At 63.4% G+C, this 26,999-nt stretch carries 23 protein-coding genes and 3 pseudogenes; 9 read left to right on the top strand and 17 right to left on the bottom strand.

Going from position 1 to position 26,999, the window contains the following annotated elements:
* Positions 1-110: 110 nt before the first annotated feature.
* Positions 111-1,427, top strand: coding sequence for an alpha/beta hydrolase (locus ACVWYI_RS29970; RefSeq protein ID WP_456663942.1), 1,317 nt, complete (start codon positions 111-113; stop codon positions 1,425-1,427).
* Positions 1,428-1,439: 12 nt separating this feature from the next.
* Here the strand turns inward: ACVWYI_RS29970 and ACVWYI_RS29965 are convergent, their stop codons facing one another.
* Positions 1,440-1,724 carry a TonB-dependent receptor plug domain-containing protein gene (locus ACVWYI_RS29965; protein WP_247443924.1) on the bottom strand — a complete coding sequence of 95 codons (285 nt, stop codon included), beginning with the start codon at positions 1,722-1,724 and terminating at the stop codon, positions 1,440-1,442.
* 126 nt (positions 1,725-1,850) lie between these two features.
* On the opposite strand from ACVWYI_RS29965, the pseudogene ACVWYI_RS29960 reads away from it, so the two are divergent.
* A pseudogene (locus tag ACVWYI_RS29960) lies at positions 1,851-2,563 on the top strand (IS5 family transposase).
* A gap of 49 nt (positions 2,564-2,612) precedes the next feature.
* Here ACVWYI_RS29960 and ACVWYI_RS29955 read toward each other — a convergent pair.
* Positions 2,613-3,575 carry a hypothetical protein gene (locus tag ACVWYI_RS29955; protein WP_456663941.1) on the bottom strand — a complete coding sequence of 321 codons (963 nt, stop codon included), beginning with the start codon at positions 3,573-3,575 and terminating at the stop codon, positions 2,613-2,615.
* 308 nt (positions 3,576-3,883) lie between these two features.
* Positions 3,884-4,156 (bottom strand): hypothetical protein, encoded by a 273-nt coding sequence (locus tag ACVWYI_RS29950; protein WP_247349605.1) that lies wholly within the window; start codon positions 4,154-4,156, stop codon positions 3,884-3,886.
* A gap of 172 nt (positions 4,157-4,328) precedes the next feature.
* Here ACVWYI_RS29950 and ACVWYI_RS29945 point away from each other — a divergent pair, with 172 nt between their 5' ends.
* Positions 4,329-5,138 carry an extracellular solute-binding protein gene (locus tag ACVWYI_RS29945; RefSeq protein ID WP_456663940.1) on the top strand — a complete coding sequence of 270 codons (810 nt, stop codon included), beginning with the start codon at positions 4,329-4,331 and terminating at the stop codon, positions 5,136-5,138.
* On the opposite strand, the gene ACVWYI_RS29940 is transcribed toward ACVWYI_RS29945, so the two are convergent.
* On the bottom strand, positions 5,112-5,810 hold the full coding sequence (locus ACVWYI_RS29940; protein WP_247349664.1) for an ABC transporter permease: 699 nt from the start codon (positions 5,808-5,810) through the stop codon (positions 5,112-5,114). The two genes, ACVWYI_RS29945 and ACVWYI_RS29940, sit on opposite strands and share 27 nt — an antisense overlap.
* Before the next feature lie 225 nt (positions 5,811-6,035).
* Positions 6,036-7,088, bottom strand: a complete 1,053-nt coding sequence (hisC, locus tag ACVWYI_RS29935) for a histidinol-phosphate transaminase (protein ID WP_354045287.1) — start codon at positions 7,086-7,088, stop codon at positions 6,036-6,038.
* Between the two features lie 224 nt (positions 7,089-7,312).
* Between hisC and ACVWYI_RS29930 the strand changes: the two genes are divergently transcribed.
* The 5 genes and pseudogenes from ACVWYI_RS29930 to ACVWYI_RS29910 all read left to right on the top strand — a co-directional run bounded on the left by ACVWYI_RS29930 (position 7,313) and on the right by ACVWYI_RS29910 (position 13,267).
* Positions 7,313-8,791: an FAD-binding oxidoreductase gene (locus ACVWYI_RS29930; protein ID WP_456663939.1), complete on the top strand. Its 1,479-nt coding sequence runs from the start codon at positions 7,313-7,315 to the stop codon at positions 8,789-8,791.
* A 262-nt stretch (positions 8,792-9,053) separates the two neighbouring features.
* Positions 9,054-9,906, top strand: a pseudogene (locus ACVWYI_RS29925) (3-hydroxybutyryl-CoA dehydrogenase).
* Between the two features lie 137 nt (positions 9,907-10,043).
* The gene (locus tag ACVWYI_RS29920; protein WP_247349598.1) at positions 10,044-10,508 is read left to right on the top strand and encodes a group III truncated hemoglobin; all 465 of its coding nucleotides are present in this window, start codon (positions 10,044-10,046) and stop codon (positions 10,506-10,508) included.
* A gap of 259 nt (positions 10,509-10,767) precedes the next feature.
* Positions 10,768-11,421 carry a QcrA and Rieske domain-containing protein gene (locus ACVWYI_RS29915; RefSeq protein WP_247349597.1) on the top strand — a complete coding sequence of 218 codons (654 nt, stop codon included), beginning with the start codon at positions 10,768-10,770 and terminating at the stop codon, positions 11,419-11,421.
* Between the two features lie 118 nt (positions 11,422-11,539).
* The gene (locus ACVWYI_RS29910; protein WP_456663938.1) at positions 11,540-13,267 is read left to right on the top strand and encodes a methanol/ethanol family PQQ-dependent dehydrogenase; all 1,728 of its coding nucleotides are present in this window, start codon (positions 11,540-11,542) and stop codon (positions 13,265-13,267) included.
* Positions 13,268-13,444: 177 nt separating this feature from the next.
* On the opposite strand, the gene ACVWYI_RS29905 is transcribed toward ACVWYI_RS29910, so the two are convergent.
* The 7 genes and pseudogenes from ACVWYI_RS29905 to xoxF5 all read right to left on the bottom strand — a co-directional run bounded on the left by ACVWYI_RS29905 (position 13,445) and on the right by xoxF5 (position 21,402).
* Positions 13,445-13,702 (bottom strand): hypothetical protein, encoded by a 258-nt coding sequence (locus tag ACVWYI_RS29905; protein ID WP_247443916.1) that lies wholly within the window; start codon positions 13,700-13,702, stop codon positions 13,445-13,447.
* Positions 13,703-13,840: 138 nt separating this feature from the next.
* Positions 13,841-16,154 (bottom strand): annotated as a pseudogene (locus ACVWYI_RS29900) (molybdopterin cofactor-binding domain-containing protein).
* Position 16,155: 1 nt separating this feature from the next.
* A complete protein-coding gene (locus tag ACVWYI_RS29895) occupies positions 16,156-16,608 on the bottom strand; it encodes a (2Fe-2S)-binding protein (protein ID WP_354045276.1) in 453 nt (150 codons plus the stop codon).
* 618 nt (positions 16,609-17,226) lie between these two features.
* Positions 17,227-17,790 (bottom strand): S-(hydroxymethyl)glutathione synthase, encoded by a 564-nt coding sequence (gene gfa / locus ACVWYI_RS29890; protein ID WP_247443913.1) that lies wholly within the window; start codon positions 17,788-17,790, stop codon positions 17,227-17,229.
* A gap of 34 nt (positions 17,791-17,824) precedes the next feature.
* Positions 17,825-18,934 (bottom strand): S-(hydroxymethyl)glutathione dehydrogenase/class III alcohol dehydrogenase, encoded by a 1,110-nt coding sequence (locus ACVWYI_RS29885; RefSeq protein ID WP_106946409.1) that lies wholly within the window; start codon positions 18,932-18,934, stop codon positions 17,825-17,827.
* Positions 18,935-18,995: 61 nt separating this feature from the next.
* Positions 18,996-19,487, bottom strand: a complete 492-nt coding sequence (locus tag ACVWYI_RS29880) for a c-type cytochrome, methanol metabolism-related (RefSeq protein WP_247349663.1) — start codon at positions 19,485-19,487, stop codon at positions 18,996-18,998.
* A 109-nt stretch (positions 19,488-19,596) separates the two neighbouring features.
* The gene (gene xoxF5 / locus ACVWYI_RS29875; protein WP_247349590.1) at positions 19,597-21,402 is read right to left on the bottom strand and encodes a lanthanide-dependent methanol dehydrogenase XoxF5; all 1,806 of its coding nucleotides are present in this window, start codon (positions 21,400-21,402) and stop codon (positions 19,597-19,599) included.
* A gap of 512 nt (positions 21,403-21,914) precedes the next feature.
* Here xoxF5 and ACVWYI_RS29870 point away from each other — a divergent pair.
* The gene (locus tag ACVWYI_RS29870; protein WP_247349589.1) at positions 21,915-22,883 is read left to right on the top strand and encodes a helix-turn-helix domain-containing protein; all 969 of its coding nucleotides are present in this window, start codon (positions 21,915-21,917) and stop codon (positions 22,881-22,883) included.
* 60 nt (positions 22,884-22,943) lie between these two features.
* Here the strand turns inward: ACVWYI_RS29870 and ACVWYI_RS29865 are convergent, their stop codons facing one another.
* From ACVWYI_RS29865 to ACVWYI_RS29845, 5 genes are all read right to left on the bottom strand, one after another.
* Entirely contained in the window at positions 22,944-23,384 is a 441-nt protein-coding gene (locus ACVWYI_RS29865) for a hypothetical protein (RefSeq protein WP_247349588.1), read from the bottom strand.
* A gap of 129 nt (positions 23,385-23,513) precedes the next feature.
* Positions 23,514-24,503 (bottom strand): Bug family tripartite tricarboxylate transporter substrate binding protein, encoded by a 990-nt coding sequence (locus tag ACVWYI_RS29860; RefSeq protein WP_456663937.1) that lies wholly within the window; start codon positions 24,501-24,503, stop codon positions 23,514-23,516.
* Positions 24,504-24,613: 110 nt separating this feature from the next.
* Positions 24,614-25,636, bottom strand: coding sequence for an FUSC family protein (locus ACVWYI_RS29855; protein WP_456663936.1), 1,023 nt, complete (start codon positions 25,634-25,636; stop codon positions 24,614-24,616).
* Between the two features lie 79 nt (positions 25,637-25,715).
* Positions 25,716-26,645 carry a substrate-binding periplasmic protein gene (locus tag ACVWYI_RS29850; protein ID WP_456663935.1) on the bottom strand — a complete coding sequence of 310 codons (930 nt, stop codon included), beginning with the start codon at positions 26,643-26,645 and terminating at the stop codon, positions 25,716-25,718.
* A complete protein-coding gene (locus ACVWYI_RS29845; protein ID WP_247349582.1) occupies positions 26,642-26,998 on the bottom strand; it encodes a c-type cytochrome in 357 nt (118 codons plus the stop codon). The genes ACVWYI_RS29850 and ACVWYI_RS29845 overlap by 4 nt, the downstream gene beginning before the upstream one ends.
* Position 26,999: the final 1 nt, after the last annotated feature.

The following is a 26,999-nucleotide window of genomic DNA, read 5'->3' as shown; positions in this document are numbered from 1 at the left end:
ATGGCGGCAATTGCTGCAACGCGGCCAAGTGGGGTTTGACCGCGCGCAGGCAGCTCGCCATACTTTGCGTCAAGACGAGCCAGAAAGACTCGCCGGCACCGGGAGCTGAAATGACCAATTCGTTGTCCGTCCTTGCGGGGACGCTGATTTCCCTCGTCTCCTTCACTTCGATTGCCGTCTCGCAGCCGGCCTGCGTCACCCAGAACATGGCTGTGCCGCCCGGGGCCAACAGCACCGACAAGGCGGCCCCGTTCTTCATTGATACGACAGGTCTCGACTTCAAGACGACGCCTCCGACGCGTGATCCCTCCAATGCCCGCTACCCGCGCGCGACTGAGCTGCCTGACGGAACGCTGCCGCCACCGGGGGCTGAGGGCAATTTCATCATCGGTCCCACCCACAATCCAGCGCCGGAGACGATCGCAAAGGAGGGCGTGCCGCGCGGCACCACAAAATCCTTCACGCTGTCGTCGAAGGAGAGCACGATCTACAATCCCGGCCTGATCCGCGACGATGCCGCCGGCTGCACCAATTCCTCGATCATGACGACCGTCACGGCGCCTGGTGATAAGTCGCACATGATCGTCACCACCAGCCACCCAGGTATCTGGTCGCGTACCATCGACGTCTATGTGCCGGCGCAATATGTGCACGGCACCGAGGCGCCGTTCATCGTGGTCGGCGACGGCGGCTCCAACGCCTACAAGGATCTCGGCACCACGCTCGACAATCTGATCGCGCAGCGCCGCGTGCCGCCGATGATCGCGATCCAGCTCGGCAATGGCGGGCAGGACGCACAGGGCAGCCAGCGCGGACGGGAATATGACGCGGTGTCAGGTGCCTACGCGCAGTTCGTCGAGCGTGAAGTGCTGCCGCTGGTCGAAAAGAACGCGGACGTCAGGCTGACCAAAAATCCCGATGGGCGTGCGACCATGGGGCTGAGTTCGAGCGGCGTGGCAGCCTTCACCATGGCGTGGTTCTATCCCGAGCTCTATCACCGCGTGCTGGCCTTCTCGCCGACCATGGTCAACCAGCAATGGCCGTATGATCCGTCGCTGCGCGGCGGCGCCTGGGAATATCACAGCGCATGGACGGGGCCGGCCACACCCAACCTCATCTCGAAGGCCGGCGTGCTCACGCCGGCTGAGCCGCCTGGCGCACCGCTGATCGTCGCCGCACCGACCAAGCCGATCCGGTTCTGGTTCTTCGGCGGTGATCAGGACCTGTTCTATCCGAACCCCACCATTCCCGACGGCATGCACGACTGGACCCTGTCCAACGCGCTGACGGCCAAGGTGCTGGCGGAGAAGGGCTATCATTATCAGTTCCTGTTCGTGCGCAACGCCAAGCACGTCGACCGTCCGACGATCGCGCAGACACTTCCGTCGGCGCTGGAGTGGGTCTGGAAGGGCTATCCGATCCCCTGAGCGCGAAGAAGCCTAACGCCCGACCGTCACGCCGGCGGTCGAGCGCATGGCGTCCTTGAGGCTCGTCGCGTTCTTGTCGTCGAGGACCTGGCGAGTCAGCACGGTGGTCTGGCCGGGCGTGTTGAGGATCGTCTCTCCGCGCGAGGAAGAGAGCCGGTCGGCCTTGTAGGGTGCGGCCGGATCGGTGGCGGGCGCTGTAGAGGACGTGTGCTGCGGCCGTTTACCGGACGCGGCTAAGGCTCCCTGCGAAACGAAGAGGGCCGCGATCACGACCAGTCGCAATGATTTTGCCGGCATGCGATCTCCCATATTCGGGGGCGTCAGCCTAGGGTCTGTTGGGATTCAGGATTCTCATCGGGGCTTGGTTGTGATTCAAGCTTGGGATGGACCGATTCGTTTTGAACTGACGCCCAATGGGCGAAGATGGAGCCGCATTGTCTTGGCAAGCCGGGAGATCCGGGCCGCAGCGGCAAGGACAACCGACTGTTTGTCGAGGCCGTTCTGTGGATCGCCCGAACCGGCAGTCCCTGGCGGGATCTGCCGGCGATGTTCGGCCACTGGAATAGCACATTCACGCGCTTTCGCGACTGGGTGAAGGCGGATGTCTGGAAGCGGCTGTTCGAGGCCATCTCCGACGATCCCGACATGGAATACGCCATGGTCGACGCCACCATCGTCAAGGTCCACCGCCACGGTCAGGGCGCAAAAGGGGGACGCAAAGCCAGGCGATCGGCCGCTCGAAAGGCGGCATGACCACCAAAATTCTGGCGCTCACCGATGCGCTCGGCAATCTCGTGCGCTTCGTGCTCCTGCCGGGACAGCGTTTCGATACGGTGGGCGTGCCGCCGCTCATCGAGGGATTGGCCTTCAACGCGCTGATCGCTGATAAGGCCTTCGATAGCAACGCCATCATCGCCGAACTCGAAGCGCGTGGCGCCAAAGTCGTCATCTCCCAGCATCCGCGCCGTGCACAGCCTCTCGCCATCGACAAGGAGATGTACAAATGGCGGCATCTCATCGAGAACTTCTTCGGCAAGCTCAAGGAATTCAAGCGCATCGCAATGCGCGCCGACAAGACCGACCAGAGCTTCACTTCAATGATCTATCTGGCCGCGGCCGCGATAAACTCCAGATGAATCCCAACAGACCCTAGCATATGGGCGCGTCGTCGCAGAGAGGTAAGGGTCAGGCGAGAGCTGCCCGGCGTTCCCGCATCGGCTCGCGGATCCGGTCGGGCTTCCCGGGCTCGGCGAGCCGCGTAAAACTGCGCTGGCTTGCATGCGCGGGTGCTTCGACAATCACGCCCTCGCAGGCGATCTGTCCGCCGAGCATCCGGAATTCCAGCTTGTCGTAGCGCGGCATCGTCTCGCCGGGCGCGGGCGGCAACAGCCCGACGCTCCCCTGGATGTTCAGCGTGGCATCGCCGGCGCCGTGAAGCCGCGGATTCCACATCCTGATCCCGGTCTCCGCCCAGCGCTGCCGGATCAGCGCGGCGCGGTCGGTGGGTTCTGCGATGTTTGCACGAGTCTTCGGCGCGCTGGTGATCTCCAGAGCGGGAGCCTCGAGGGCCAGCTCCGGCGCGACGTCCGCGACGACGCTCGGTGTGGGGACGGCAAACTCGTCCGCGGCGATCGCTGCAGCCGGAGCCGGATCGCTTGCGGGAACCGGTGCGATCTCCATCGCGGCGTCGACAGACGAGACCGGAGCCTCCTCCGCGATGACGAAGTCGACGCCCGTCGAGATTTCCGTGAGCGGATCGTTGCTGGTGAGGTCAGCCGCATCAACCGGCTCGCTCTCGATCTCGACCGGCGAGAGAGAAGCCTCTTGCCCGACGATCGGCTCGACCTGCGTCGGCGTCTCCCGGGATGAATCGTCGCTGCCGCCGACATCGGTTGCCGCTGCCGACGGGCTATCCGCGATGACAGAGATAGCAGTGTCGTCTTCGATGGCCGGAGCCGCGACCGCGGCGTCGCAGCGCGACGGTTCCGCGCTGATGCTGGTCTCAAGAGGCGGAGCGGCTTCTGCAATTTCGGCAACAAGGGCGGGCGAAGCGTCTGCGCTATCAGGCGCGACGTCGATGCTGCCGCCGTGAGGCAACGGCCGAAGCTTCGTGAACGCCCATTTCACCGCGGGGATGCGGCGCAGCAACGATATCAGTCTCGAAAGCACTGGGAGTTGTCCAAGAGGTACTCGGCGTGAGGCAATCGCTGATTCGCCAGCAATGTAAAAAAATGCCCCGGCCATCACACTGATGTCAATGTAAGTGGGACCAATTGCAGAACATCCACACCCATCGCGCGCAGGCGGTGATTTCGCCCGCGTGACTGTAACCTCAGTGCAGCCCCGCCCGCACCGTGACCTTCGCGCATACCATCGGCGACGACAAGCTTTGGCTGCACGAAAAACTTTTGGAGAGGGGACGATCGCCCCTCTCCAGATTTCCGATCGATGCCGGCCTATTTTCCGGAGCCCGCGCCGCCGCCGGCCTGGCTGCCCATGTTATTGGTGTTGCTGCCGCCGGCCGAAGGGGTCTGCTTGCCCTTGCTGTCGCTGGCCTCGTTCTGCATGTTCGACGACGCGCCGGTCGTCATGCCCTTGGTCGCGGGGCCCCGCGACGAGGGGCCGACGTCGCCCTTGCCGGATGCGCTTGGGGCGGGTTGTGTTTGCGCAAAGGCGCCGCCGGTCGCCAGCGCCATGATGCACGCAGATGCCAAAATGAACTTCTTCATCTGGTTTCCTCCTGGGTTCACCTCCGGACAACCTGCGCGCGGGGCGGACGTTCCCAATTGGCAGCGCCGCGAGAATCGCACCAACGCGCGTTCACGAAATGTCGATGTTCCCCTGCACGGCCCTTATCGAGGTAGAGTTTGGAACATCCGGCTTCTGGTGTAAGGACGAAGCATGAAGAGGGTAATGACTTTCGGAGCGGTTCTGCTCTGGTCCACGATCGCATTCGCGCAGGACGGCACCATCACTGTGGCCTCGACGACGTCAACGGAACAGTCGGGGCTGTTCGGCTATTTGCTGCCGCTGTTCTCGAAGGTCGGCGGCATCGATGTGAAAGTGGTTGCCGTCGGCACGGGCCAGGCGCTCGACATCGGGCGGCGCGGCGATGCAGACGTCGTGTTCGTCCATGACAGGCCTGCCGAAGACAAGTTCATCTCCGAAGGGCAGGGCGTGAAGCGCTTCGATATCATGTACAACGACTTCGTCATTGTCGGGCCGAAGAGCGATCCTGCGAAGATCGCGGGCGGCAAGGACGTGGCCGAGGCGCTGCGCAAGATCGCCGCCGCGAAGGCGCCGTTCATCTCGCGCGGCGACAAGTCCGGCACGCACGCGGCCGAGCTGCGGCTATGGAAGGAGGCGGGCGTCGACCTCGGTGCCGGCAAGGACGGCTGGTATCGCGAGATCGGCCAGGGCATGGGGCCAGCCCTGAACATGGCGTCGTCGTCGAATGCCTATCTCCTGTCTGACCGCGGCACCTGGTTGTCATTCAAGAACCGCGGCGAGCTTGCCGTTCTGACCGAAGGCGACAAGCGGCTGTTCAACCAGTACGGCGTCATGCTGGTGAATCCGGCAAAGCATTCGAACGTGAAGGCGCAGGACGGGCAAGCCTTCATCGACTGGCTGATCTCTCCTAGGGGACAGGAGGCCATCGCCGGCTACAAGGTCGGTGGCGAGCAGCTATTTTTCCCCAACGCGTCCCACTAGCAGGAAGGCGACGGTTGATACTGCGACGCTGAGCGCGAGCAGGATCAGCCCGAGCCCGAGCGCCAGCGACAGGTCGCCCTTGCTGGTCTCCAGCGCGATCGCAGTCGTCATCGTGCGTGTGAAGCCGCGGATGTTGCCGCCGACGATGATGATGGCGCCGACCTCGGCGATCGCGCGCCCGAAGGCTGCGAGAAAGGCCGTCAGCAGCGAGGTCCGGCCCAGCGCGAACAGCAAGCCGATGCTGCGCAGCACCGACAGCCCGTCGATTCGCGCCAAGTCGCCATACTCCGCCCACAGCAGGCTCGCCGGCCGGTGCACCAGTGCGACGACGATCGGTGTTGCGAGCAGCGCCTGCGCGATCACCATCGCCGCCGGCGTGAACAACAGGCCGGCCGCCCCGAGCGGGCCGGAGCGCGACAGCAGAAGATAGAGCGCGAGCCCGACCACGACCGGCGGAAGACCAAGCAACGCATTGGTCAGGACGATGATGACCTGCCGCCCGCGGAACCGGGTGATCGCAAGCAGGGCCCCGAACGGCGCCCCGATCAGAAGCGCGACGATGCTCGCGGTCAAGCTGACGCGCACCGACAGTCCGACGATGCCCAGAAGCTCTGCGTCGGCCTCGCCGATCAGCGTGAATGCGGCGCCGATGGATCGCGCGAAGTCGTTCATCCGTGCCTGAGCTTCGGCCGCCCGCCACGATGTCTCGGGTGCGTCGATTTCGGGACTGCGGAGGTGATTCACGTATATTTCCCTGAGGGTATCGTCGTGCAAAGCAGCGGCGGAGCGGTTTGGTAACCCGAATTTGACCGGAAATCAAAAGCCGCGGGCGGCATGGCACGAGGCCGCGTTTGGCATCACCGTTTGACGCTGGCCGATGCCGCGACCGTCGGGGGCTCAGATCAAGCCGCGCAGCACTTCAACAAGCCGGGCACACTCGGCCTCCGTTCCTACGGTGATGCGCAAGAAGTCCTCGATGCGCGGCTTTCCGAAATGCCGGACCAGAACGCCACGCTGGCGAAGCGCTGCCGCAAGATCTGTTCCGCTCCGGCTTCGATGGCGCGCGAAAACGAAGTTTGCGAGCGACGGCAACACTTCGAAGCCGAGTTGTCCAAGCTCACGGGCCAGCGTTTCGCGGCTCGCGATGATACGGGCGCGGGTCTTGCGGAACCAGCCGTCGTCCTCGATCGCGGCGACGGCGCCGGCGATAGCGAGGCAATCGACGGGATAGGAGTTGAAGCTGTCCTTCACCCGTTCCAGCGCTTCGATCAGCGGTCGTTGACCGATGGCAAAACCAACCCGCAGGCCAGCGAGCGAGCGCGACTTCGAGAAGGTCTGGATGACCAGCAGATTGTCGTGGCGTGCAACCAGCGGCACGGCGCTCTCGGCGCCGAAATCGACATAGGCCTCGTCCACCACCACCAGCCGGTCCGGTTGTTCGGCAAGAAGCGATGCGATTGCGTCGCGCTGAAGGGCGATGCCGGTCGGGGCGTTCGGATTGCAGAGAAGGATGGCGCTCGATGGTCGCCTGTAGTCGGAGATATCGATTCTCATCGCGGCATCGAGCGGCACCTCGTCGTGCGTTATTCCATAGAGGCCGCAATAGACGGGATAGAAGCTGTAGGTGACGTCGGGAAACAGAAGCGGCATATTGTGCTTCAGAAGAGCCTGGAAGGTGTGGGCCAGAACCTCGTCGGAGCCGTTGCCGACGAACACTTCCTCGGGCCTCACATCGCATTGCGCCGCGATCGCCTCGCGCAGGCGCGTCGCACCCGGATCGGGATAAAGGCGCAGCCGCTCCGCAGCCGATGCGACGGCCGCCAGCACGCGTGGCGAGGGCGGGTAGGGATTCTCGTTGGTATTGAGCTTGACGATGCCGTCCTGCTTCGGCTGCTCGCCGGGGACGTAGGGCGAAAGCGTGTGGACGACCGGACTCCAGAAACGGCTCATGATCTCCAATCCGAATTTGATCGCGGCACAGTAGGGTATGCGGGACCTCCGCGGAAGTGCGCTTGCATTCGGCATTCCAGGCAAATCCGCACCAGCCTCACGGCCGGAGGCGTTCCCGCCCGCGCGACCCCTGTGCTAGGGTCATCGCGAAACCGCCCAGAACAGAAAACAAGAACGAAGGCCGGTGCGCCCAAGGCGCAGAACAGCCGCAAAGAGAGGAACACATGCCGGGTGCAGCCCTTCCCACCGCTCCCTCGATTCCGACCGCGCCCGTGACGTCAGCTATTCTCGACTGCTTGCGGGCAATCGTGGGCGACAAAGGCCTGATCCTGGACGAGCAAGACAAGCACTCCTTCGTGACCGACTGGCGCGGCGAACTGGCGGGGCAGGCCGCGGCGGTCGTGCGTCCGGCCAGCACCGCGGAAGTCTCCGCTGTCGTCAAGCTCTGCTACGACAACGGCATTGCCATCGTGCCGCAGGGTGGCAACACCGGCCTGATGGGCGGTGCCACGCCATGGCCTATGCACCGCGGCATCGTGCTGTCGCTCGGTCGCATGAACCGGGTGCTGAATGTCGATCCTGTCGGCTACGCCATGACCGTGGAGGCGGGCTGCATCCTCCAGACGCTTCAGGACACGGCCGCGCGCCACGACCGCCTCTTTCCGCTCAGCCTGGGTGCTCAGGGCTCGTGCATGATCGGGGGCAATCTGTCCACCAATGCCGGCGGCGTGCAGGTGCTGCGTTATGGCAATGCGCGAAATCTGGTGTTGGGTCTCGAGGTCGTGCTGGCTAACGGCGATGTCTGGGACGGCCTGCGCGCACTCAAGAAGGACAACACCGGCTATGACCTCAAGCACCTGTTCATGGGCGCCGAAGGGACACTCGGTATCATCACCAAGGCGGTGCTGAAGCTTTGGCCGGCGCCGAAAGACGTGTGCACGGCATGGCTTGCGATCCGCGATGCCAAGGCAGCCATCGACCTCCTGTCGGAGGCGCATGCCGCTTCCGATGACAATGTCGGCTCGTGCGAACTCATCAGCCGTGCGTGCACCGACATGGTACTGCGCCACGTTCCCCGGACCCAGGATCCTCTCAGGGCGGAGACCGAGTGGTATCTCCTTCTCGAATGGTCGTCGGCCCGGCCCCGACAGGACGGCGGCACGGGCATGTCGGACAGGATGGAGCAGTTTTTGGCCGATCAGCTCGAGGCGGGCCGGGTGCTGGATGCGGTGATCGCGCAAACCGAAACGCAGTCGCGCAACATGTGGCGCATTCGCGAGAGCGTGGCCGAGGCATCTCGCACCGAAGGGCCGGGCTTGAGCTACGACGTGTCGGTCGCCATCTCCAGGATTCCAGAGTTCATCGACAGCGGTCTCGAGGCCGTACGCGCAATCCTGCCGACGATCCGCCCCTACCCGCTCGGCCACATCGGAGACGGCAATTTGCACTTCTCCTTCATGGGTCCGAAGGGCATGGACCGCGCTACGCTCAAGCAGTATTCCGCGGCGATCTCACGGGCCGTCAACGACCTCGTCACCTCCATGGGCGGCTCGATCTCGGCGGAACATGGTATCGGCATCGAGAAGCTCGACGAGCTCCAGTACTATCGTTCCCGGACCGAGCTCGACATCATGCGCACGATCAAGCGGGCGCTCGATCCCAAGAACATCATGAATCCGGGCAAGGTGCTTCGTCTCGATTGAGGCGCTCCCCGCCTCGGGCACGGTCCTCCCGGACCCTCGGCGCTCTTGGGGGAGGAAGCCGCAGATAGCTCGAGCCTAACAGGCCAGGAGGCCGCCAAATCATGCGGTTTCGCGGCCGAATGGCGGCTTTATTCCCGCGTTGGATGCTTTAAGGAAGGGCAGGATCAGGTCGCACCCGCCCGGTGGCGGTGCTAGACCCTGATGCAGGAGCAATGGGGCGGTGCCGGTATGGCACGTCCGTAAGGATGAAGGATTTGAGGCAATGATCCAAACCGTTGGAATTATCGGGGCAGGGACCATGGGGAACGGCATCGCGCAGATTTGTGCCGCGGCCGGGCTTTCGGTCGTGATGGTCGATATTTCCGATGCGGCGGTGAACCGCGGGATTTCGACCGTCGGCGGCAGCCTCGAGCGGCTGGTCAAGAAGGAGAAGATGTCGGCGGGCGATCGCGACGCGACGCTCAAGCGCATCACCGGCACCACCGACCGCGCGAAGCTCGTCGATTGCGACCTCGTCATCGAGGCCGCGACCGAGAACGAGGAGCTCAAGGTCAAGATCCTGAAGGACCTCTGCGCGACGCTGTCGCCGCGCACGCTGCTCGCGACCAACACCTCCTCGATCTCGATCACGAAGCTCGCCGCGGCGACCGACCGCCCCGACCGTTTCATCGGCATGCACTTCTTCAATCCGGTACCGGTAATGGCGCTGCTGGAGCTCATCCGCGGCTTGCAGACCTCCGACGACACCCACGCCAAAGCGCTCGATTTCGCCAAGCGCATCGGCAAGGTGGCGATCACCGCCAAGAACAGCCCCGGCTTCGCCGTCAACCGCATCCTGTGCCCGATGATCAACGAAGCGATCTTCGCGCTCCAGGAAGGGATTGCGACGGCAGAAGAGATCGATGCCGGGATGAAGCTCGGCTGCAACCACCCGATCGGGCCGCTGGCGCTCGCCGATCTCGTCGGGCTCGACACCATGTTGTCGGTGATGGAGGTCTTTTACAAAGGCTTCAACGACCCCAAATACCGTCCGGCCCCACTTGCTCAAGGAAATGGTCGATGCCGGCCATCTCGGCCGCAAGACCGGGCAGGGCTTTTACACCTACAGCGCCTGACAATGGCGCAGGCGGCGGGCAATTGGTGCTCGCCGCCAGACCCCGCAATTTGCGCTGCGACAAAGACGCCGCGCGCAATTGAGCTCACAATGTCGAACGGGCGGCCTGCGGGAACAACGGAACGGATAACAAAGGACATGTCGGATCGATTGAAGGCCGAGCGCGAGGCTGCGGCCGAGCGGCGGAACCTGCTGACCCAGGACGCGATCAAGCGCACGGGCATCACCGAAGAGATGATCGGGGAACTCGTCACCCGCTTCTACGGACGCGTGCGCGAGGATGCACTGCTGGGCCCCGTGTTCGCGAGGGTGCGGAATTGGGACGAGCATCTCGCCAATCTCAGGGACTTCTGGTCATCGGTCGTTCTGATGAGTGGCCGTTACCACGGCTCCCCGATGCGGGCGCATATGCCGCTGAGCCTGGCCGGCGATCATTTCGACCGCTGGCTGGATTTGTTCGAACCGACCGCGCACGAAGTCTGTCCGCCCGCGGCGGCCGCGCTGTTCATCGACAAGGCGCGCCGCATCGCCGACAGCTTTGAGATGGCCTCCGCCACCTTGGCGGGTCGGATTGCCGCGCCGCGTCACGTGCTCAGGTCCTAACGACGATCGGTCTGCCTGCAGACGTACAGCGACCTGGTTCGCCTTTGCGTGCGCAACAGGTAGGGCGGTGCACCAATTCCGATATCATCGGGCTGGTCTGCAAAATCATCATGCGAAGCGCGTGATGTGACGTTGAAATTGCGAAAACCGTTCGATTGCTTTCATTCTTGCTCAATCACAGCGAGCAAAGCCATATTGATGCATTGCGGCGCCAATCCTTCGCCTTGTTTTCGGCAGAGTTCCAGCGCCTCCTAATTGCATGTCCAGCGCATCGTTCATCACCCATTCCTCATCCTCCGAGAATGTCGCGGAGCCTGACGTCGACGCGGGCATCGAGCAGACGCGGCGAACGCTTTTGCTCGGTGCGCTCGCCACCACTGCTTGCCTTGGCTGTGCCTCGCAGGTGCAAGCAGGAGAGGATCCGCCCGGCTCGGATGAGCGGCCGCAGAAGGGTGATGTGCTCGTCTTCTCGGAAGGCGATCGGGAAGGGAAGCTCATTACCGCGGCCGATCTGTCGGTCGGCGGACCGCCGGTGCAAGCCTGGCCGAAAGACCCAAAGACGTCGGTCGTGCGCAGCGCTTCGCGCCTCAACGAGATCCTGATCATCCGGCTCGATCCCGCCGAGCTCGACGAGCAGACGAAAGCACGCGCCGTCGACGGCATCATCGCCTATTCGGCAATCTGCTCGCATGCCGGCTGTCCCGTCACTGCCTGGGTGAAGAGCGATGTCGGCGACAAGGAGGTGTTCAAGTGCATGTGCCACAACTCCGAATACGATCCTCGCGCGGGCGCGCAAGTCGTGTTCGGGCCAGCGCCGCGACGGCTCGCGGCGCTGCCGCTGGCGCTCGCTGACGGTTCGCTCAGCGTGGCCGGGAACTTCATGGGAAAGGTAGGTGGCGTGCAGCCAGGATGATGGACGGTGCGGGTCGTACCCGCGTCACGAGAGGCCGCATCCGCCGATGGGCGGACGACAAGAATTCAAAACAACAATTCAAAATAAGAATTCAAACGGATGAAAAAGGGGAACGTCCATGACCAGGAAGCAATGGTTACTGTCCGGCTTCGTCGCCTTCACGTGTCTTGCCTCGACCGCCGCCGTATCAGGCCCGGTCGAGAACTACGCGCCGGTCACCGCGCAGCGATTGGAAAACCCGGAGCCCGCCAACTGGATGCTCTACCGGCGGACTTATGACGGGCAGGGCTACAGCCCGCTCGACCAGATCAACACCTCGAATGTGAAGAACCTCACCCCGGTCTGGACCTTCGCGACCGGCGTCGTCGAAGGCCACGAGGCGCCGCCGATCGTCAACAACGGCGTGATGTTCGTGGCGACCCCGATGGGGCAGGTGATCGCGCTGAACGCCAAGACCGGCGACGAATATTGGCGCTACAAGCGGCAGCTCCCCGACGATCTGTTCCAGTTGCATCCGACCAGCCGCGGCGTCGGCCTCTGGGAGGACAAGCTCTATCTCGCCACCACCGACGATCATGTCGTCGCGCTCGACGCCAAGACCGGCAAGGTGGTGTGGGACACCAAGGTGCAGGACTACAAGAAGGGCCAGTACATGACCCTGATGCCGCTGGTCGTCGACGGCAAGGTCATTGTCGGCGGCTCCGGCGGCGAGTTCGGCGTGCGCGGCTATGTCGCCGCCTATGATGCCAAGGACGGCAAGGAGCTGTGGCGGACCTATACCATTCCTGGCGAAGGCGAGCCCGGCCACGACACTTGGCAGGGCGAGGACTGGAAGAACGGCGGCGGCTCGGCCTGGATGACCGGCAATTACGACAAGGACACCAAGACGATCTATTGGGGCGTCGGCAACGCCGCGCCGTGGCCCGGCGAGATGCATCCCGGCGACAATCTCTATACCTCGTCGGTGCTCGCGCTCGATCCGAACACCGGCAAGATCAAAACCTATCACCAGTATCACCAGAACGATTCCTGGGATTGGGACGAGGTCGAAGCACCGATGTTGATCGACCTGCAGCGCGACGGCCGCACCATCAAGAGCCTGGTCCATCCCGGACGCGATGCGATCTTCTGGATACTCGAGCGCACGCCGACCAAGATCAACTACATCGCCGGCTGGCCGTTCGTCTCCACCGACGTCTGGAAGGGCATCGATGCCGAGAGCGGCAGGCCGATCGTCGATCCCGCGCATAAGCCGATGGTCGGCAAGCGCGTGGAGTTCTGTCCGTCGCTGTGGGGCGGAAAGGATTGGCCGTCGGCGGCCTACAGCCAGAAGACCGGCCTCGTCTACGTGCCCGCCAACGAGAATTTCTGTGGCGGGTTCACCGGCGAGAAGGTTCCGCTCAAGCCCGGCGAACTCTGGCTCGGCACCAAGCCGGAGGACATCGGCCTGAAGACGAAGCCTGGCGCCGATCATTTCGGCGAGCTCCAGGCTTGGGATCCCGTTACGGGCAAGAAGATGTGGCAACACAACTTCCCCAAGTCGCAGCTGTTCGGATCGGTGACGGCGACCGCAGGCGACCTCGTTTTCGTGGGCGGCACCAACGACCGCAACTTCCGCGCCTTCAACGCCAAGAGTGGCGAGCTACTGTGGGAGCAGAAGACCAACTCCGGCATCATGGGCATGCCGGTGTCCTATGAGATCGACGGCACGCAATACATCGCGATCCAGTCGGGATGGGGCGTGGATGCGCAGCGCATCCAGGATGCACTCGTGACCAACAATATCGGCATCGAGGCCAACGTACCGCAGGGCGGCGTCATCTGGGTGTTCGCGCTGAAGAAGTAAGCTCCGCTGGCGGATCGAAAGAAGCGGAGTGTCAGGGGGCAAATGCGGCGGACGGCAGCGTCCGCCGCATTTTGCGTGACGGGATGGGATTGCTGCCCGCGCCACGAAGTCGTCATGGCCGGGACAAGCCTGGACAAGCCCGGCCATGACGATGCGGTCGCACGCGACGCCAGATCGCTACTTCCCCTCGCGCTCTACCTTGCCCTTTTCCTTCTGGTTCATTTCCTGAACCTTGGGATCCGGATTGTGCTGCCCGGTGGTCTGGGTGGTCGAGGGCGGCGGAGCATTGGCGTTGGGCAGGGAGTTCTGGTCCGGCGTGCTGGGGCGCGTGGCCGTGGTTGGCGGCGCCGTGTTGTTCTGGGCGAACACGCCTGTGGTCGTCAAAAGAAAGGCGCTCGACAGCGAAACTGCGAGCGCCTTTGAAATATGGGTCATCGATCTGCTCCTGTCAGATCGATGGAAACGGCGCGAAGCCGCTTTGTGTTCCCGAGCGCGATAGACTTCTATCGCGCCCTTTCCTGATTGAGCATGGTCTGTTCGGAAAACCGGTGTCCACTTTTCCGGACCAAGCTCTCACGCCTCCAATTGCTTGCCGAGCGGAAGGTTGCGGATGCGCTTTCCGGTCGCGGCGAAGATGGCGTTCATCAGCGCCGGCGCGAACGGCGGGACGCCGGGCTCGCCGACTCCGCTCGGTGGCGTGTCGGGTCCGGGCGGCACGATGTAGACGTTGGTCACCAGCGGGGATTCATCCATCCTGAGGACCTGGAAGTCGTCAAAGTTCTTTTGCTCCACCTTGCCGTCCTTGAAGCTGATCTCGCCGTATTTGGCGAGGCTCAGCCCCATGATTGCCGCGCCCTCGATCTGCGAGGCGATGCGCTCGGGGTTGACATAGGTGCCGCAATCGATCGCGGTGTCGACCCGCGGCACCGTCAGCTTGCCCTTATCGTCGACGGCGACCTCGACGATGGTCGCGATGTAGCTGACGAAGCTGCGGTGTACGGCGATGCCGAGACCGTGGCCCTTGGCGACCGCGCGGCCCCATTCTCCCTTCTCGGCGACCAACCTCGACCACCTTGCGCAGGCGCGCGGTGTCGATCGGGTAGCTGTCGAAGGGTTCGCCGTAGTTCCACATGTCCTTCACGGCCGGCTTGACGATGCGCGGGCTGCCGATCAGCGCCAGCAGCGTCTCCTTCTGGTCGCGGCCGGTCGCATGCGCGATCTCGCCGACCATCGACTGTACCGCGAAGGCGCGCGGGATGTTCGAGACCGAGCGGAACCAGCCGATGCGGGTGAACGCCGCGGCTTCCGGGTTCTCGCAAGAGATGTTGGCGATCTCGAACGGCATATCGACGAGGCCCATGCCGAGCTCGAAGGGCGCCTCGTGATTTGCACCGGCGGCGAAGGTCGAGGCGATGCTGGGAGCCACGCTGCGGTGGCGCCAAGCGATCACCTTGCCGCTCTTGTCGAGGCCCGCTTCGATCCGTTCCACGGAGACCGTGTGCAGGAAGTCGTGGCGGACGTCGTCCTCGCGCGTCCATTGCACCTTCACGGGCGCGCCGAGCTCCTTCGACAGCAGCGCGGCCTCGAGCGCAAAGTCGCACTTCGACTTGCGGCCGAAACCGCCGCCGAGCAGGGTGACGTTGACCGTGACATTGCCCTCGGGGATGCCGAGCGTCTTGGCGACGTCCTCGCGTGTGCCGCCCGGGCTCTGCACCGGTGCCCAGATCTCCGCCTTGTCGCCCTTGACATCGGCGACCGCCACCGGCGGTTCCATGCTGACATGGGCGAGATGCGGCAGATAATATTCGCCGACGATGATCTTGTCGGCACCCTTCAGGGCAGCATCGGCGTCGCCTTCCTGGCGCACGACGAGGCCCGGTTTGCGTGAGGCTTCCTCGAGCTCCTTGCGGTAGGCGACGGAGTCGTATTTGCCGTTGGCACCGTCATCCCAGGTGAGCTTAAGTGCGTCGCGGCCCTTGATCGCCGCGCCGGTGTTGCGCGCGATCACGGCAACGCCGCCGAGCGGCTGGAATTTCGACGGCCACGGCCAACCGCGCACCTGCATCACCTTCTCGACGCCGGGGACCTTCAGCGCCGCGTCCGGATCGAACGAGACCAGCTTGCCGCCTGTTACCGGCGGGCGCGCGATCACGGCATACTTCATGCCAGGCAGCCGCACGTCGGCGCCGTAACGCGCCTTGCCGGTGGTGATGTCGTGGAGATCGACGATGCCGACCTGGCCCTTGCCGAGATAGCGGAAGTCCTTGGGGTTCTTCAGCTTGAGGCCTTCGATACTCGGCACCGATTCCTTGGCGGCATCGGCTGCGAGCTCGCCGAAGCCGAGCTTGCGGCTCGTCGCGCTGTGGACGACCTCGTGATTGACGGCCTTGACCTCGGTCGCCGGCACGCCCCAGCGCTTGGCCGCGGCCTGTTCCAGCATGGTGCGGGCGGAGGCGCCGATCTGGCGCATCGGCATCAGATAATGCCGCGTGCTGCGCGAGCCGTCGGTGTCCTGGTTGCCGAACTTGACCTCGTCGCCGTGAGCCTGCTGCACTTTGACTCGCGACCAGTCAGCTTCCATTTCTTCCGCTACGATCAGCGGCAGACTGGTGCGCACGCCGGTACCCATCTCGGCGCGGTGGGCGAGGATGGTGACGGTGCCGTCGGGCGCGACCGCGACGAACACGCGCGGGTCCACCACGACGCCATGCGGCATTTTGCCGGCGCCGGTCTCATAGGCGAACGCCTGGCGCGACATCACGGGGGCAGCGAGCACGAAGCCGCCGGTGATGCCGAGCCCTTTCAGGATGCTGCGGCGCGAGACTTTCTCGACCTTGATGTTCTTTTCGAAGCCACGAAGCTTCCCCGGATTGTCGATGAAATTCATGTCACACTCCCGTCGATGCGAGATGGACCGCGTTCTCAATGCGCTGGTAGCAGCCGCAGCGACAGATGTTGCCGGCCATCGCTTCGCGGATCTGATCGTGCGACGGCTTTGGGTTGTCCATCAGTAGTGCCGCCGCCTGCATGATCTGGCCCGCCTGGCAGAAGCCGCATTGGGGTACGTTGACCTGGCGCCAGGCCTTCTGCACCGCGTGATCGCCGTTCGGATGCAGTCCCTCGATCGTCGTGACCTCGCGGCCGGCGACGTCGTTGACCGATGTGATGCAGGAGCGCACGGCTTCCTTGTCGACGATGACGGTGCAGGCGCCGCAAAGGGCCTGGCCACAGCCGAACTTGGTGCCGGTCAGCCCGGCCTCGTCGCGCAGGAACCAGAGTAGCGGGAGATCCGGGTCGCCGTCCCAGCTCTGTTCCTGGCCGTTGATCTTCACCTTGATCATGATCGTCCCTCGCTCTTCATAAGCTTGCCGATTTCAAATTGTCTCGACGTCGGTCGGTGCAATGCCCGCTGCGTCGTGTCGTCGCGTTCCGGCCGTCATCCGGCGCGGGCAGATCCCGGCAGGAAGCAGGAATGCGAGTGTCATGTCCGGATGTGCTCGATACCTCCGTCTTGTTCTTGATTATTGAATTTCGCGCGGCATCGTGACGACGCAATCGTAGCAGAGATCGCCTCGGTCCGGCGTTCACAGCCAAGTGTTCTCTAGTCAGCTGTATCGACGGGAAAAGATTGCAACGAAGGTTTGTCAAAAGCAGGGCGCTGCATCACGCAGCGCGCCTCCCGAAACGGGCACAATGAAAAAAGCTTCGTCCGCCAGAAGAACTGTGCGGACGAAGCAGGATGCCTCAGTCGAGGGAGGGAGAAACGCAAGCGCTGCGGACTTCAAGCAGGAAGCCGGCGGCCCTGCGCAGTCATTCAGAGACCAGGACTGAGGGACCTGATGGCCCTCGTATACGCAGAGTGGAGAAGCGGGGCATCGCCGTGATTGGTCCCGGGGCCGGACCCGTCCGCTCGCTGGCGAGAACCAGCGAGCGGACGGGCAAACGTCAGGCGGCTTGGCTCAGGCGGCTTTGGCCTTCGCCACGTGGGTCGCGATCGCGTCCATCAGAGCCGGCGACAGGCAGTCATAGGGCTCGAGGCCGATTTCCTTCAGCCGCGAACGAATACCGGGCATTTCCTCCGGCTTCACGCCCGATTCGATCACCGAGGAGACGAAGGCGGCGAATTGCGGCGCCTGCGAACCCTGTTCCTGGAACAGTTCGGGGTGAATGAAGTCGAGGCCGTAGAACGGGTGGCCCTTGTTCTCGATGCGGCCGTACATGTGGGTGCCGCAGGCCTTGCAGGCATGGCGCTGGATCACCGCAGAGGGGTCGACGATCTGGAGCTTGTCGCCGTTCTCGATCACGCTGACGTTCTGGCGCGGCACCACGGCGACGACGGAGAAATTCGCGCCCTGCGGCTTCCAGCACTTGGTGCAGCCACAGGCGTGGTTGTGCGCGACGTCGCCCTTGACGGCGACCTTGACCTGATGGTCCTTGCATTTGCATACGAGCGTGCCGCCGGCAAAGCTGCCGCTGCCCTGTTTGAGGCCGTTATCGATCGAGGGATGGAGTGCAACAGTCATGGGTCGATCCTCCTTGGGGGTGACGCTTTTCGAACTAGAACACGACGACTGAACGGATGGATTTGCCCTCATGCATCAGCTCGAAGCCTTTATTGATGTCTTCGAGCTTGAGCGTGTGGGTGATCATCGGGTCGATCTGGATCTTTCCGTTCATGTACCAGTCGACGATCTTCGGCACGTCGGTGCGGCCGCGCGCGCCGCCGAAGGCGGTGCCCCGCCAGTTGCGCCCGGTGACGAGTTGGAACGGGCGGGTGGCGATCTCCTTGCCGGATTCGGCAACGCCGATGATGATCGAGGTGCCCCAGCCGCGATGGCAGGCTTCCAGCGCCTGGCGCATCACCGTGGTGTTGCCGGTGCAGTCGAAGGTGTAGTCGGCGCCGCCGTCGGTCAGGGTCACGAGATGCGGGACGATGTCGCCGGTGATCTTCTTGGGATTGACGAAATCGGTCATGCCGAACCGCCGGCCCCATTCCTCCTTGGAGTCGTTGATGTCGACGCCGATGATCTTGTCGGCGCCGGCCATCTTGGCGCCCTGGATCACGTTGAGGCCGATGCCGCCGAGGCCGAACACCACGACGTTGGAGCCCGGCTCGACCTTGGCGGTATTGACGACGGCGCCGACGCCGGTGGTGACGCCGCAGCCGATGTAGCAGCTCTTGTCGAACGGCGCGTCCTCGCGGATCTTGGCGACCGCGATCTCCGGCAGCACGGTGAAGTTCGAGAAGGTCGAGCAGCCCATGTAGTGGTAGATCGGCTTGCCCTTGTAGGAGAAGCGGCTGGTGCCGTCCGGCATCACGCCCTTGCCCTGAGTCGCGCGGATTGCGGTGCAGAGATTGGTCTTCTGGCTGAGGCAGCTTTTGCACTGCCGGCATTCCGGCGTGTAGAGCGGGATGACGTGGTCGCCCGGCTTCACCGAGGTCACGCCAGGACCGATCTCGCGAATGATGCCGGCGCCCTCATGGCCCAGGATCGACGGGAAGATTCCTTCGCTGTCGAAGCCGTCGAGCGTGTAGGCGTCGGTGTGGCAGATGCCCGTCGCCTTGATCTCGACCAGGACTTCGCCGACCTTCGGTCCTTCCAGATCGACCTCCACTATCTCGAGCGGCTTCTTGGCTTCGAAAGCGACGGCGGCGCGTGTCTTCATCGTAAACTCCTCAAATTCTAGCAGGGCGCCAGGAACCAGGTCCTGGTCGGGCTCCGCACGTTCACTTCTTGTTGCCCATGCACGAATCTTCGTTCTTGGTATAGGCGTCGTTCTTGTCCTCGTGCTTGCCAGGTCGGGTGCGGCCCCAGGCCTCGTTGGAGCGGGCGCGCAGATAGACGTAGAGATCGTCCATGTAGCAGGCGACGTTCGGGTTATCGCCGAAGGCCGGCATCACGTTCTCCTGGGCAGTCGAGATGTTCTTGCGGCCGGAGGCGACGACGCCGAGAAAATCCGCGTAGCTCATCGTCTTCAGCGAATCCTTCAGCGCCGGGGCGTAGGTCGAGCCCATTCCATCCGGGCCGTGACACACATGGCAGTCCGAGTGATAGCGGCGGTACCCGGAATAGGTGTACCAGTCCACAGAGCCCTCCGTGATCTTGTAGGTTGGGTTGCCTTCCTTGTCGGACCATTCGCCGGTTTCGTTCTGCTTGACGGCGGTCGGATCACCTGAGCCGTCCGCGACGGCAATTCCCCCGGACGCAATCAAAAACATCGCAGCGATGGCAGAGCAGATTTTACGCAAGAGATTTTCCTCGGAAGGCATTCTGTGAGACGAGCCGGCGCGTGGAGTAGATCCACGCGCCGGAGCGATGCTGAGAGGCCTAGTTGGGCAGCGAGAACACGGTCAGCGTACCGCCGAGTGCCGTGTAGCTGCTGAGCGCCGCGTAGCCACCTACTGCGCCGAGACCTGCGGTCGGATCGGTCAGACCCGCCGCCAGACCGATACCGGCCCAGCCACCCACGCCGGAGAGGACTGCGATATACTGCTTGCCGCCGTTCTCGTAGGTGGTGACGTTGCCGATGATACCGGAGGGAGTCTTGAACTTGTAGAGTTCCTTGCCGGTCTTGGCATCGACTGCCTTCAGGTAGCCTTCGAGCGTTCCGTAGAACACCACGTTGCCCGCGGTTGCGAGTGCACCCGACCAGACCGAGAACTGCTCCTTGTTCGACCAGACGATCTTGCCGGTCTTGCCGTCCCAGGCGATGAAGTTACCCATATGGGTTTCACCCTGCGGCGGATACATCGAGAGCGTCGCACCCACATAGGGCTGGCCCGCGGTGTAGCTCACCTTGAACGGTTCGTAGTCCATGCAGACGTGGTTGGTCGGAACGTAGAACAGCTGCGTGTCCGGCGAGTAGGCTGCCGGCTGCTCGTCCTTGGTGCCGAGCGCGGCCGGGCAGATGCCCTTCACGTTGTGGTCCTCGCCCGCCTTGTCGGTCGAAGCTGTGTCGAGCACCTTCGGACGGCCATAGGTCGGCGAGTTCTTGTCCATGTCGACGCCGGAGGTCCAGTTGACCTTCGGATCGTACTTTTCGGCGACCAGAAGCTCACCGTTGACACGATCGAGCGTGTAGCCGAGGCCGTTACGATCGAAGTGCGTCAGCAGCTTGCGCGGCGCTCCGTTGATCGTCTGGTCCGAGAGGATCATCTCGTTGACGCCGTCATAGTCCCACTCGTCGTGGGGCGTCATCTGATAGACCCACTTGGCAACGCCTGTATCCGGGTTGCGCGCCCAGATCGTCATCGACCATTTGTTGTCGCCGGGACGCTGCTTCGGATTCCAGGTCGAGGGATTGCCGGAGCCGTAATAGACGAGGTTCAGCGCGGGATCGTAGGAGATCCAGCCCCAGGTCGCGCCGCCACCGATCTTCCACTGATCGCCTTGCCAGGTCTTGAGGCTGGAGTCCTTGCCGATCGGCTTGCCGAGTGCTGTGGTCTTCTCGGGGTCGACCAGAAGCTGATCATCCGGTCCTTCCGAGTATCCACGCCATGCCAGCTTGCCGGTCTTGATGTCGTAGGCGGACATGTGGGCCTGAACGCCGAACTCGCCGCCAGAGATACCGATCAGCACCTTGTCCTTGACGACCATTGGAGCCGAAGTGCCGGTCTCGCCCTTGCTGGCGTCGCCATTCTTCGCGGTCCATGCCACCTGACCGCTCTTGGCGTCGAGTGCGACGAGCGTGGTGTCGGCCTGATGCAGGAAGATCTTGCCGTCGCCAAAGGCCAAGCCGCGGTTGACCGTATCGCAGCACATCACCGGGATGACATTCGGGTCCTGCTTCGGCTCGTACTTCCAGACGATCTTGTTCTCGTTGGAAAGGTCAATAGCATAGACCTTGTTCGGGAACGGCGTGTGGACGTACATCATGTTGCCGATGATCAGCGGGCCGCCTTCGTGGCCGCGCAGCACGCCGGTCGAGAAGGTCCAGGCGACCTGGAGCTTGCCTACGTTTTGTGCGTTGATCTGGTTCAGTTTGGAATAGCGGGTATTGGCGTAGTCGCCCGTCGGCATCACCCAGTCTTTCGGGTTCTGCGACATCTTGAGCACTTCATCGTTGGCCGACGCGCTGCCGACGGCGAGAGCCGCCGCGGAGCCAAGATAGGCCGCCAGTAGTACCTTGCGCATAGTCATTCCTCCATTGGTCTCGTTTATTGTTTCCGAAGCATTGCTTAATCACCGGGCTTTTCGTCCGGCGTCTGCTCGTGCAGGGCGGTCACGATTGGGACCAGAAACGATGCGGTGGTGTTACCTCCTCCTGATGAGAGTCACGGGTCCACGTGCAGCGCGGCCCGTTCTTGTTGTTCCTGCCGCAATTCGTAACGACTTCGTAATCGGGAAACTTGCCCAAGAGAGAAGCTGGTTTGCTTCACAGCGCACGGACACGAAGATTTTGATTTTGCAGTAGCGAATTCAGCAGCTTCCGCATTGCTTTGGGACCGTCTTCAACGCTCAGGTTCCCCTTGACGGCGCTGCGACTAAGGCGGAGGATTAACTTTCAAGGGTGACAATGGAACGATGGCGCTCGTTCTAGAAGATCGCTCAAATCGAGGTAAACGTCACGCAATCATGGCTGAGGGCTCCGGCAGCGCTGGTTGCGATTCGTATCGAATCTCCGGATCAAACCAGTGGCTGGATTAATGTCCGACACAATACACACGCTCTCGACGACGGGAATGACGCCGAAGCGGCAGATCCAGAGCTGGATCGATGGGCTGACGAGCCTGTGTGGGCATTTCGACGTCGATCCGCTGGAGGCGTCCTCGCTCGAAGGCCGCATCGACTACACCTCCGTCTCGCGCTTGAAGCTCTGCCAGATCGAGGTCAGCCAGCATCGCATCGCGCACACGCTGGCGCGCGCCAAGGCCAATGAGCACCCGTACATCAAGATCCACTTCCAGACTTACGGTGTGTCATATTTCGAGCAGGATGGCCGCCACATCGAGCTGAACCCGGGCGACATCATCGCCTATGACGTCTCCTGCCCGCATTCGATCATCAGCCCCGCTTTCACGCGCCACGACGTGGTGATCGTGCCGAAGGCGCTGCTGCGCGACCGCGGATTCCCGTCGCAGCGAATGCCCGCCTGCAAATTGACGTCACGCACGGGGACGGGGCGGATCGCCCATGATTTCGTCCATGCGACCTTCGACGAGGCGGCCAAGCTGTCGGCGAACAGTGCGGTCGGCGTCGCCGATTCACTGATCGACCTTTTGCTGCTGCCGCTGCGCGAGGCGGACACGATGCTCGATCGCGTCGGGCCCGAAGCGACGTATGTGCGCGCGCAGTTCTTCATTCGCGAGCATTTGCGCGATCCGGATCTATGCATCGACCAGATCTCCGCCGAGCTCGGCTGCTCCAAGCGCTATCTGCACATGTTGTTCTCCGAGCGCGGCACCACGGTGAGCGACTACATCTGGCAGGCGCGTCTTCAGAATTGCCGCCAGGAGCTCGAGACCCATGCCGGCAAGACCATCACCGATGTCGCGTTCTCCTGGGGCTTCTCCAGCTCATCGCATTTCAGCCGCGTGTTCCGGAAATATTTCGGCGTAGTGCCGTCCTCGATCCACAAGGCGCAACAGGGCGCCGTTGCCGCGGACGAGCATTAGGCGAACGCCAAGCTCGGCGGTCGCCGACAGCAAATGACCGTCACACGTCCGCGATGTCTCTCACGCCGATAGGGCGACGTAGGGAATACCGGCCACGAGAGCGGCGAGCAGCACCGCGTTGCCCAGCATCCCGCTCCAATGTAACCGGCGTAATCGGCGTGGGGCTTCGGTATCGCCGGCGTCTCGCGCGCTGAGCTGGTCGTCGATCCGCCGCATGAAGCCGCGACGTCCGTAGATCGCCAGGGCTGTAACCAAGCCAACGCCCATCGCAGCGAGCAAACGACCGTCGAGCAGGAAAGCGACCGTTCCGATGATTCCGGCAACGCGCATCACCAGAAAATGGGCATTGAACATTCCGCGCAAAAGCTGGGCGACGGGCTGGATATCCAGCTTCACCAGCAGGAAGGCGGGCGAAGCCAGCGTGAAATAGCCCATCGGAAAGAGCAGAATGATCATGACGGCTATGGCGACGCCATCCGGTGTGACGCCATCCGGTGTCATGGGATCGGCCTTTCTCGTCGGCGGCGGGGAGATCTTCCGCCAGCGTCGCACAATCATAGCGCGAAAACGCGTTTCCGACACCAGGCTTTGGTCGGATGCCGGTGTCGCGAAGGCACCTTGCCTCGACGTTCAGGCCGGCTCGAGGCCGAGCGACTTCGCGCTCTCGATCCAGATCGGCAGCTCGCGCTGATACAGCGCGTTGGTTTCCTTGAAGCCGATCGCGGGTTCGAGCACGAACGTGTTGAGAACGTCCTTCACCTTGGGATCGCTGTTGGCGGCAACGCAAAGCTCCGCCAGGCGGTCGACGATCGGCTGCGGCGTCGCTTTCGGCACGGCCCAGCCGGAGAAGCCGCTGACGGTGAAGAATTTCGACGTCGCGCCCTGCTCGGGGAGGGTCTTTATGGCCGGGATCGCGTCGACCTTCTTCGCGTGCACCGCGAACACAGTGCCACGGTCGCTCTGCAAAACCGATTGCGCTGCCGTGTAGCTGCCCATGGCAGCATCGAGCGTACCTTCCAGCATGCCCGTCCACATCGGGGCTTCGCCGCGATAATGGATCGGCTCAATCGCAAGGCCGTACTGTTTGTTGAGCTCGTGGATCGTCATATGCGGGGCCGAGCCCGCGCTATAGGTGCCGAAATTGACCTTGCCGCTCTTGCGGGCAAAGGCGACGAAATCCTCCAGCGTCTTGACGCCGGTTTTCGCGTTCGCGATCAGCAACAGGCCGGCGCCCGGAATGACGCTGACGAGCGTCAAATCCTTGTCCATGTCGTAGCCCGGAGCCTTCATCACCACCCGGTTCATGATGTAGGTGGTCGAGATCGAGCACAGGATGGTGTGGCCGTCGGGCTCCGCGCGGGCAACCTCCGCCGTCCCGATCGCGCCCGAGGCGCCGGGCTTGTTCTCGACGACGACGGTCTTTCCGACCTGCTTGGAAATGAATTCGCCATAGGCGCGTGCGAGCAGATCGGTCTGTCCGCCAGCGGGATAGCTGCAAATCATGCGGATCTGCCGCGATGGCCACGGACTTTGCGCCGAGGCGCTGCGCGAGACGAAAGGCATCGCGAGTGCGGTGCCGCCGGCGGCGATGAAGTGGCGGCGATCGAGTTTCATGGACATGATTCCCTCCAGATTTTTGCCGAAGGTACTGCATCAGGTCGCCTCTGCCATCGGCGCCAGGCGAGACAGATTGGCGCATTTGACAGGCCGTGCCCGTACCTATTCGGGCGTCATCCGGACGATCGCACCTTTCGCATGACACGCAGCCAGACGATTTCGGTTAGCGCCACGGCAATCAAGCCAAAGGCGCCGCCGATCAGCACGTTGACGATGCGCTCCTCCGCGATGCCGCTGGCGCCGCCGGCGAAAGAAGCGGCCAGCGCGATGAAGAAGCAGCGCAGGCCGAAGCCGACGATGTAGCGGGAGAACGAGATCAGCGTGAGGGTGGCCGCGAGAACCGCGAGTGCATAGCCAACCCGGCTCTGCGGCAGCACCATGCCGGCGATGAAGCCGAGCGGCACGCCGACCAAGGCGCCGATCGCCCGCTGCTTCAGCTTGCCGGTAGACGCGGTGAGATCGCCGACCACGACACTTGCGGCCGACCACATCACCCATTGGCCCTGCGCGAGATCGAGGATCTCGACCAGCGCCGCCGCAGCCAACACCGCAAGGGCGGTTGCTGCTGCGGGCAGAAACCACTCGGCCGCGGGCGCTCCGAACGAGGTCGCCGTGGTGTCGCCGCGCCGCTGGTCGTAAATCCGGATGGCGCAGACCAGCGCCAGCGCGATCGGAGAGGACACGATGATCATACCGACATGGCGGAGGGCGTCCGAGGCGCTCACGCCCTCCCGCACTTCGCAGGCGAGATACACGGCGGGAATGAACACCCAATTTCCGAGCGTGCGGAAATGTTCGCCATGGCGCGTCGCCGCGGCCGCAAGGAATCCGGCAAGCGCCGTCAGCACCACGAATAGCGGCTTGATCGGGGCGGCGAGGAACAGCGCGGCAAAGGTGACGAGGATCGCGAGATAATGCCACGCGACGACTTTTGGCGGCAGCTGCAGCCTGAGTGCGGGAATCAGCAACGAGACCGCGACCAACCCGAGATTCAGCAGCGCGGTCTCGCGCGCGATGAAAAAAGCGGCGACCATCGGGCCGACGACGATCAGCGCCCGCACCAGCTCGCCGGTCTTGATTTCGCGCGAGAGGTGATCGCGCAGGCCTGCGGCGGAGGGAATGGTCGGGGAGCTCACAGGGCACCGATCGTCAAATGAAGCGCCAAGTATAGCACGGAAATGATGTCGGCACTTTAGCGTGCCATGTCAGGCCATCTCACCGCTGAATGATCTTCATCCAGACGTCGCCGAGGATTGCAGGCTCTCGCGGCGGCAGATAGGTCAGCCCTGCCTGCCTGCCGAATTCGGCGATCTTGCCCTCGGCAGCAAGCCCGCTCAGCGCCGTGTTGACGGCGTCGATCAGTGCGGGATCGCCGGCGAGCCCGACATAGCCGCGGTTGGCGCCGATCGGATAGTAATAGCCGGACGCCGTGGTCGCCGTGTCGGGATGCGCGGCGCGATGGGCATCGAAACGGCCGAGGTCGATCAGCGTCGCGTCGTAGTCGCCACGAGCGAGCGCGCCGAGGAGATCGTCGCGACCGGGGACGAGATGGGTGATGTTGTCGATCAGGCGCCCCTTGTCGAATGTCATCAGGACGGCATCGCCCAGCGAGCCACTCTCGATGACGAGGCGAAGGCCGGCAAGGTCGCCGATATCGCCGATCTTGCGGCCCTGCGCCTTCGGCCCGAGCACAACCGTCACCGGCGAGTAAACATAGGGCTGGCTCGGTGCGAGCACGCCGAGCGCGACGCGGCGGCGCCGGTCGTCACGGGTGGCGCCGGCAAAATCCGGTAAGCGTGCTGTCTTCATGCCGGGCTTGACGAGCGAATCCGTCGTCAGCGCGTAGCCGCCGACCAGCGAGCAGCGCCCGTCGGACAGCAGCGCATTGGCCTCGAGCTGCGGGCTCGAATCCTCATCCAGCTTGCTCTCGAACCACTGGATCGTCAGAGGCCGTCCGAGCCGGTCGGCGAGCGCCTGCGCCAGCCGCACGTCGAAGCCGGAGTCCGGCTTGCCCTTGTGATGCACCGAGAGCGGCGGCCGGTCCTCGTCGAGACAGATCCTGAGCGGATCGTCGGCCGCGCGCGCAGCCGTGGCCGCCGCCGCGAGAATCGCGGCAACGCTCCACGCGACGTGCCAGGTCTTCATGGCTTCCTCCGGCTCGAGATGAAAGCCCAGAGATCCCCGATCTCGTCGTCGTTGAGGATGTCAGCCCAGGGCGGCATCTTGTTGTTCTTGCCGTTCTTCACCGTGGTGACGAAGCGCGTCTTGTCGTTTGGGAAGGCGCGCAGGTCCGGCGTGATGGTGCCGGGGTTCATCATGTTGGGGCCGTGGCAGTGCGAGCATTTTTCGGCATAGGTCGACTTGCCGTGGTCGATCTGTGCCTGCACGGGATTGCCGGTTGCGTCATCCGCGGCACGAACGGTCGCCGCAAGCGCGACCGTGAGCACCGCGACGGCGGCGAGGATCGCCGCCGTCTTGTGAGATCCGTCTTTCAGCATC

This window comes from Bradyrhizobium sp. LB13.1 (assembly GCF_054056815.1).
Note: the sequence above shows the minus strand (reverse complement) of the source record. Positions and strands in the feature narration are given on the sequence as shown.

What these genes read in the sequence shown, in the direction of transcription:
- ACVWYI_RS29885 (WP_106946409.1), bottom strand. Translation starts at nt 18,934, where the DNA reads ATGAAGACACGCGCCGCCGTCGCTTTCGAAGCCAAGAAGCCGCTCGAG.
- xoxF5 (WP_247349590.1), bottom strand. Translation starts at nt 21,402, where the DNA reads ATGCGCAAGGTACTACTGGCGGCCTATCTTGGCTCCGCGGCGGCTCTC.
- ACVWYI_RS29965 (WP_247443924.1), bottom strand. Translation starts at nt 1,724, where the DNA reads ATGCCGGCAAAATCATTGCGACTGGTCGTGATCGCGGCCCTCTTCGTT.
- ACVWYI_RS29880 (WP_247349663.1), bottom strand. Translation starts at nt 19,487, where the DNA reads ATGTTTTTGATTGCGTCCGGGGGAATTGCCGTCGCGGACGGCTCAGGT.
- ACVWYI_RS29970 (WP_456663942.1), top strand. Translation starts at nt 111, where the DNA reads ATGACCAATTCGTTGTCCGTCCTTGCGGGGACGCTGATTTCCCTCGTC.
- ACVWYI_RS29950 (WP_247349605.1), bottom strand. Translation starts at nt 4,156, where the DNA reads ATGAAGAAGTTCATTTTGGCATCTGCGTGCATCATGGCGCTGGCGACC.
- ACVWYI_RS29845 (WP_247349582.1), bottom strand. Translation starts at nt 26,998, where the DNA reads ATGCTGAAAGACGGATCTCACAAGACGGCGGCGATCCTCGCCGCCGTC.
- ACVWYI_RS29865 (WP_247349588.1), bottom strand. Translation starts at nt 23,384, where the DNA reads ATGACACCGGATGGCGTCACACCGGATGGCGTCGCCATAGCCGTCATG.
- ACVWYI_RS29870 (WP_247349589.1), top strand. Translation starts at nt 21,915, where the DNA reads ATGTCCGACACAATACACACGCTCTCGACGACGGGAATGACGCCGAAG.
- ACVWYI_RS29895 (WP_354045276.1), bottom strand. Translation starts at nt 16,608, where the DNA reads ATGATCAAGGTGAAGATCAACGGCCAGGAACAGAGCTGGGACGGCGAC.
- gfa (WP_247443913.1), bottom strand. Translation starts at nt 17,790, where the DNA reads ATGACTGTTGCACTCCATCCCTCGATCGATAACGGCCTCAAACAGGGC.
- ACVWYI_RS29850 (WP_456663935.1), bottom strand. Translation starts at nt 26,645, where the DNA reads ATGAAGACCTGGCACGTCGCGTGGAGCGTTGCCGCGATTCTCGCGGCG.
- ACVWYI_RS29940 (WP_247349664.1), bottom strand. Translation starts at nt 5,810, where the DNA reads ATGAACGACTTCGCGCGATCCATCGGCGCCGCATTCACGCTGATCGGC.
- ACVWYI_RS29905 (WP_247443916.1), bottom strand. Translation starts at nt 13,702, where the DNA reads ATGACCCATATTTCAAAGGCGCTCGCAGTTTCGCTGTCGAGCGCCTTT.
- ACVWYI_RS29920 (WP_247349598.1), top strand. Translation starts at nt 10,044, where the DNA reads ATGTCGGATCGATTGAAGGCCGAGCGCGAGGCTGCGGCCGAGCGGCGG.
- ACVWYI_RS29930 (WP_456663939.1), top strand. Translation starts at nt 7,313, where the DNA reads ATGCCGGGTGCAGCCCTTCCCACCGCTCCCTCGATTCCGACCGCGCCC.
- ACVWYI_RS29910 (WP_456663938.1), top strand. Translation starts at nt 11,540, where the DNA reads ATGACCAGGAAGCAATGGTTACTGTCCGGCTTCGTCGCCTTCACGTGT.
- ACVWYI_RS29915 (WP_247349597.1), top strand. Translation starts at nt 10,768, where the DNA reads ATGTCCAGCGCATCGTTCATCACCCATTCCTCATCCTCCGAGAATGTC.
- ACVWYI_RS29860 (WP_456663937.1), bottom strand. Translation starts at nt 24,503, where the DNA reads ATGTCCATGAAACTCGATCGCCGCCACTTCATCGCCGCCGGCGGCACC.
- hisC (WP_354045287.1), bottom strand. Translation starts at nt 7,088, where the DNA reads ATGAGCCGTTTCTGGAGTCCGGTCGTCCACACGCTTTCGCCCTACGTC.
- ACVWYI_RS29945 (WP_456663940.1), top strand. Translation starts at nt 4,329, where the DNA reads ATGAAGAGGGTAATGACTTTCGGAGCGGTTCTGCTCTGGTCCACGATC.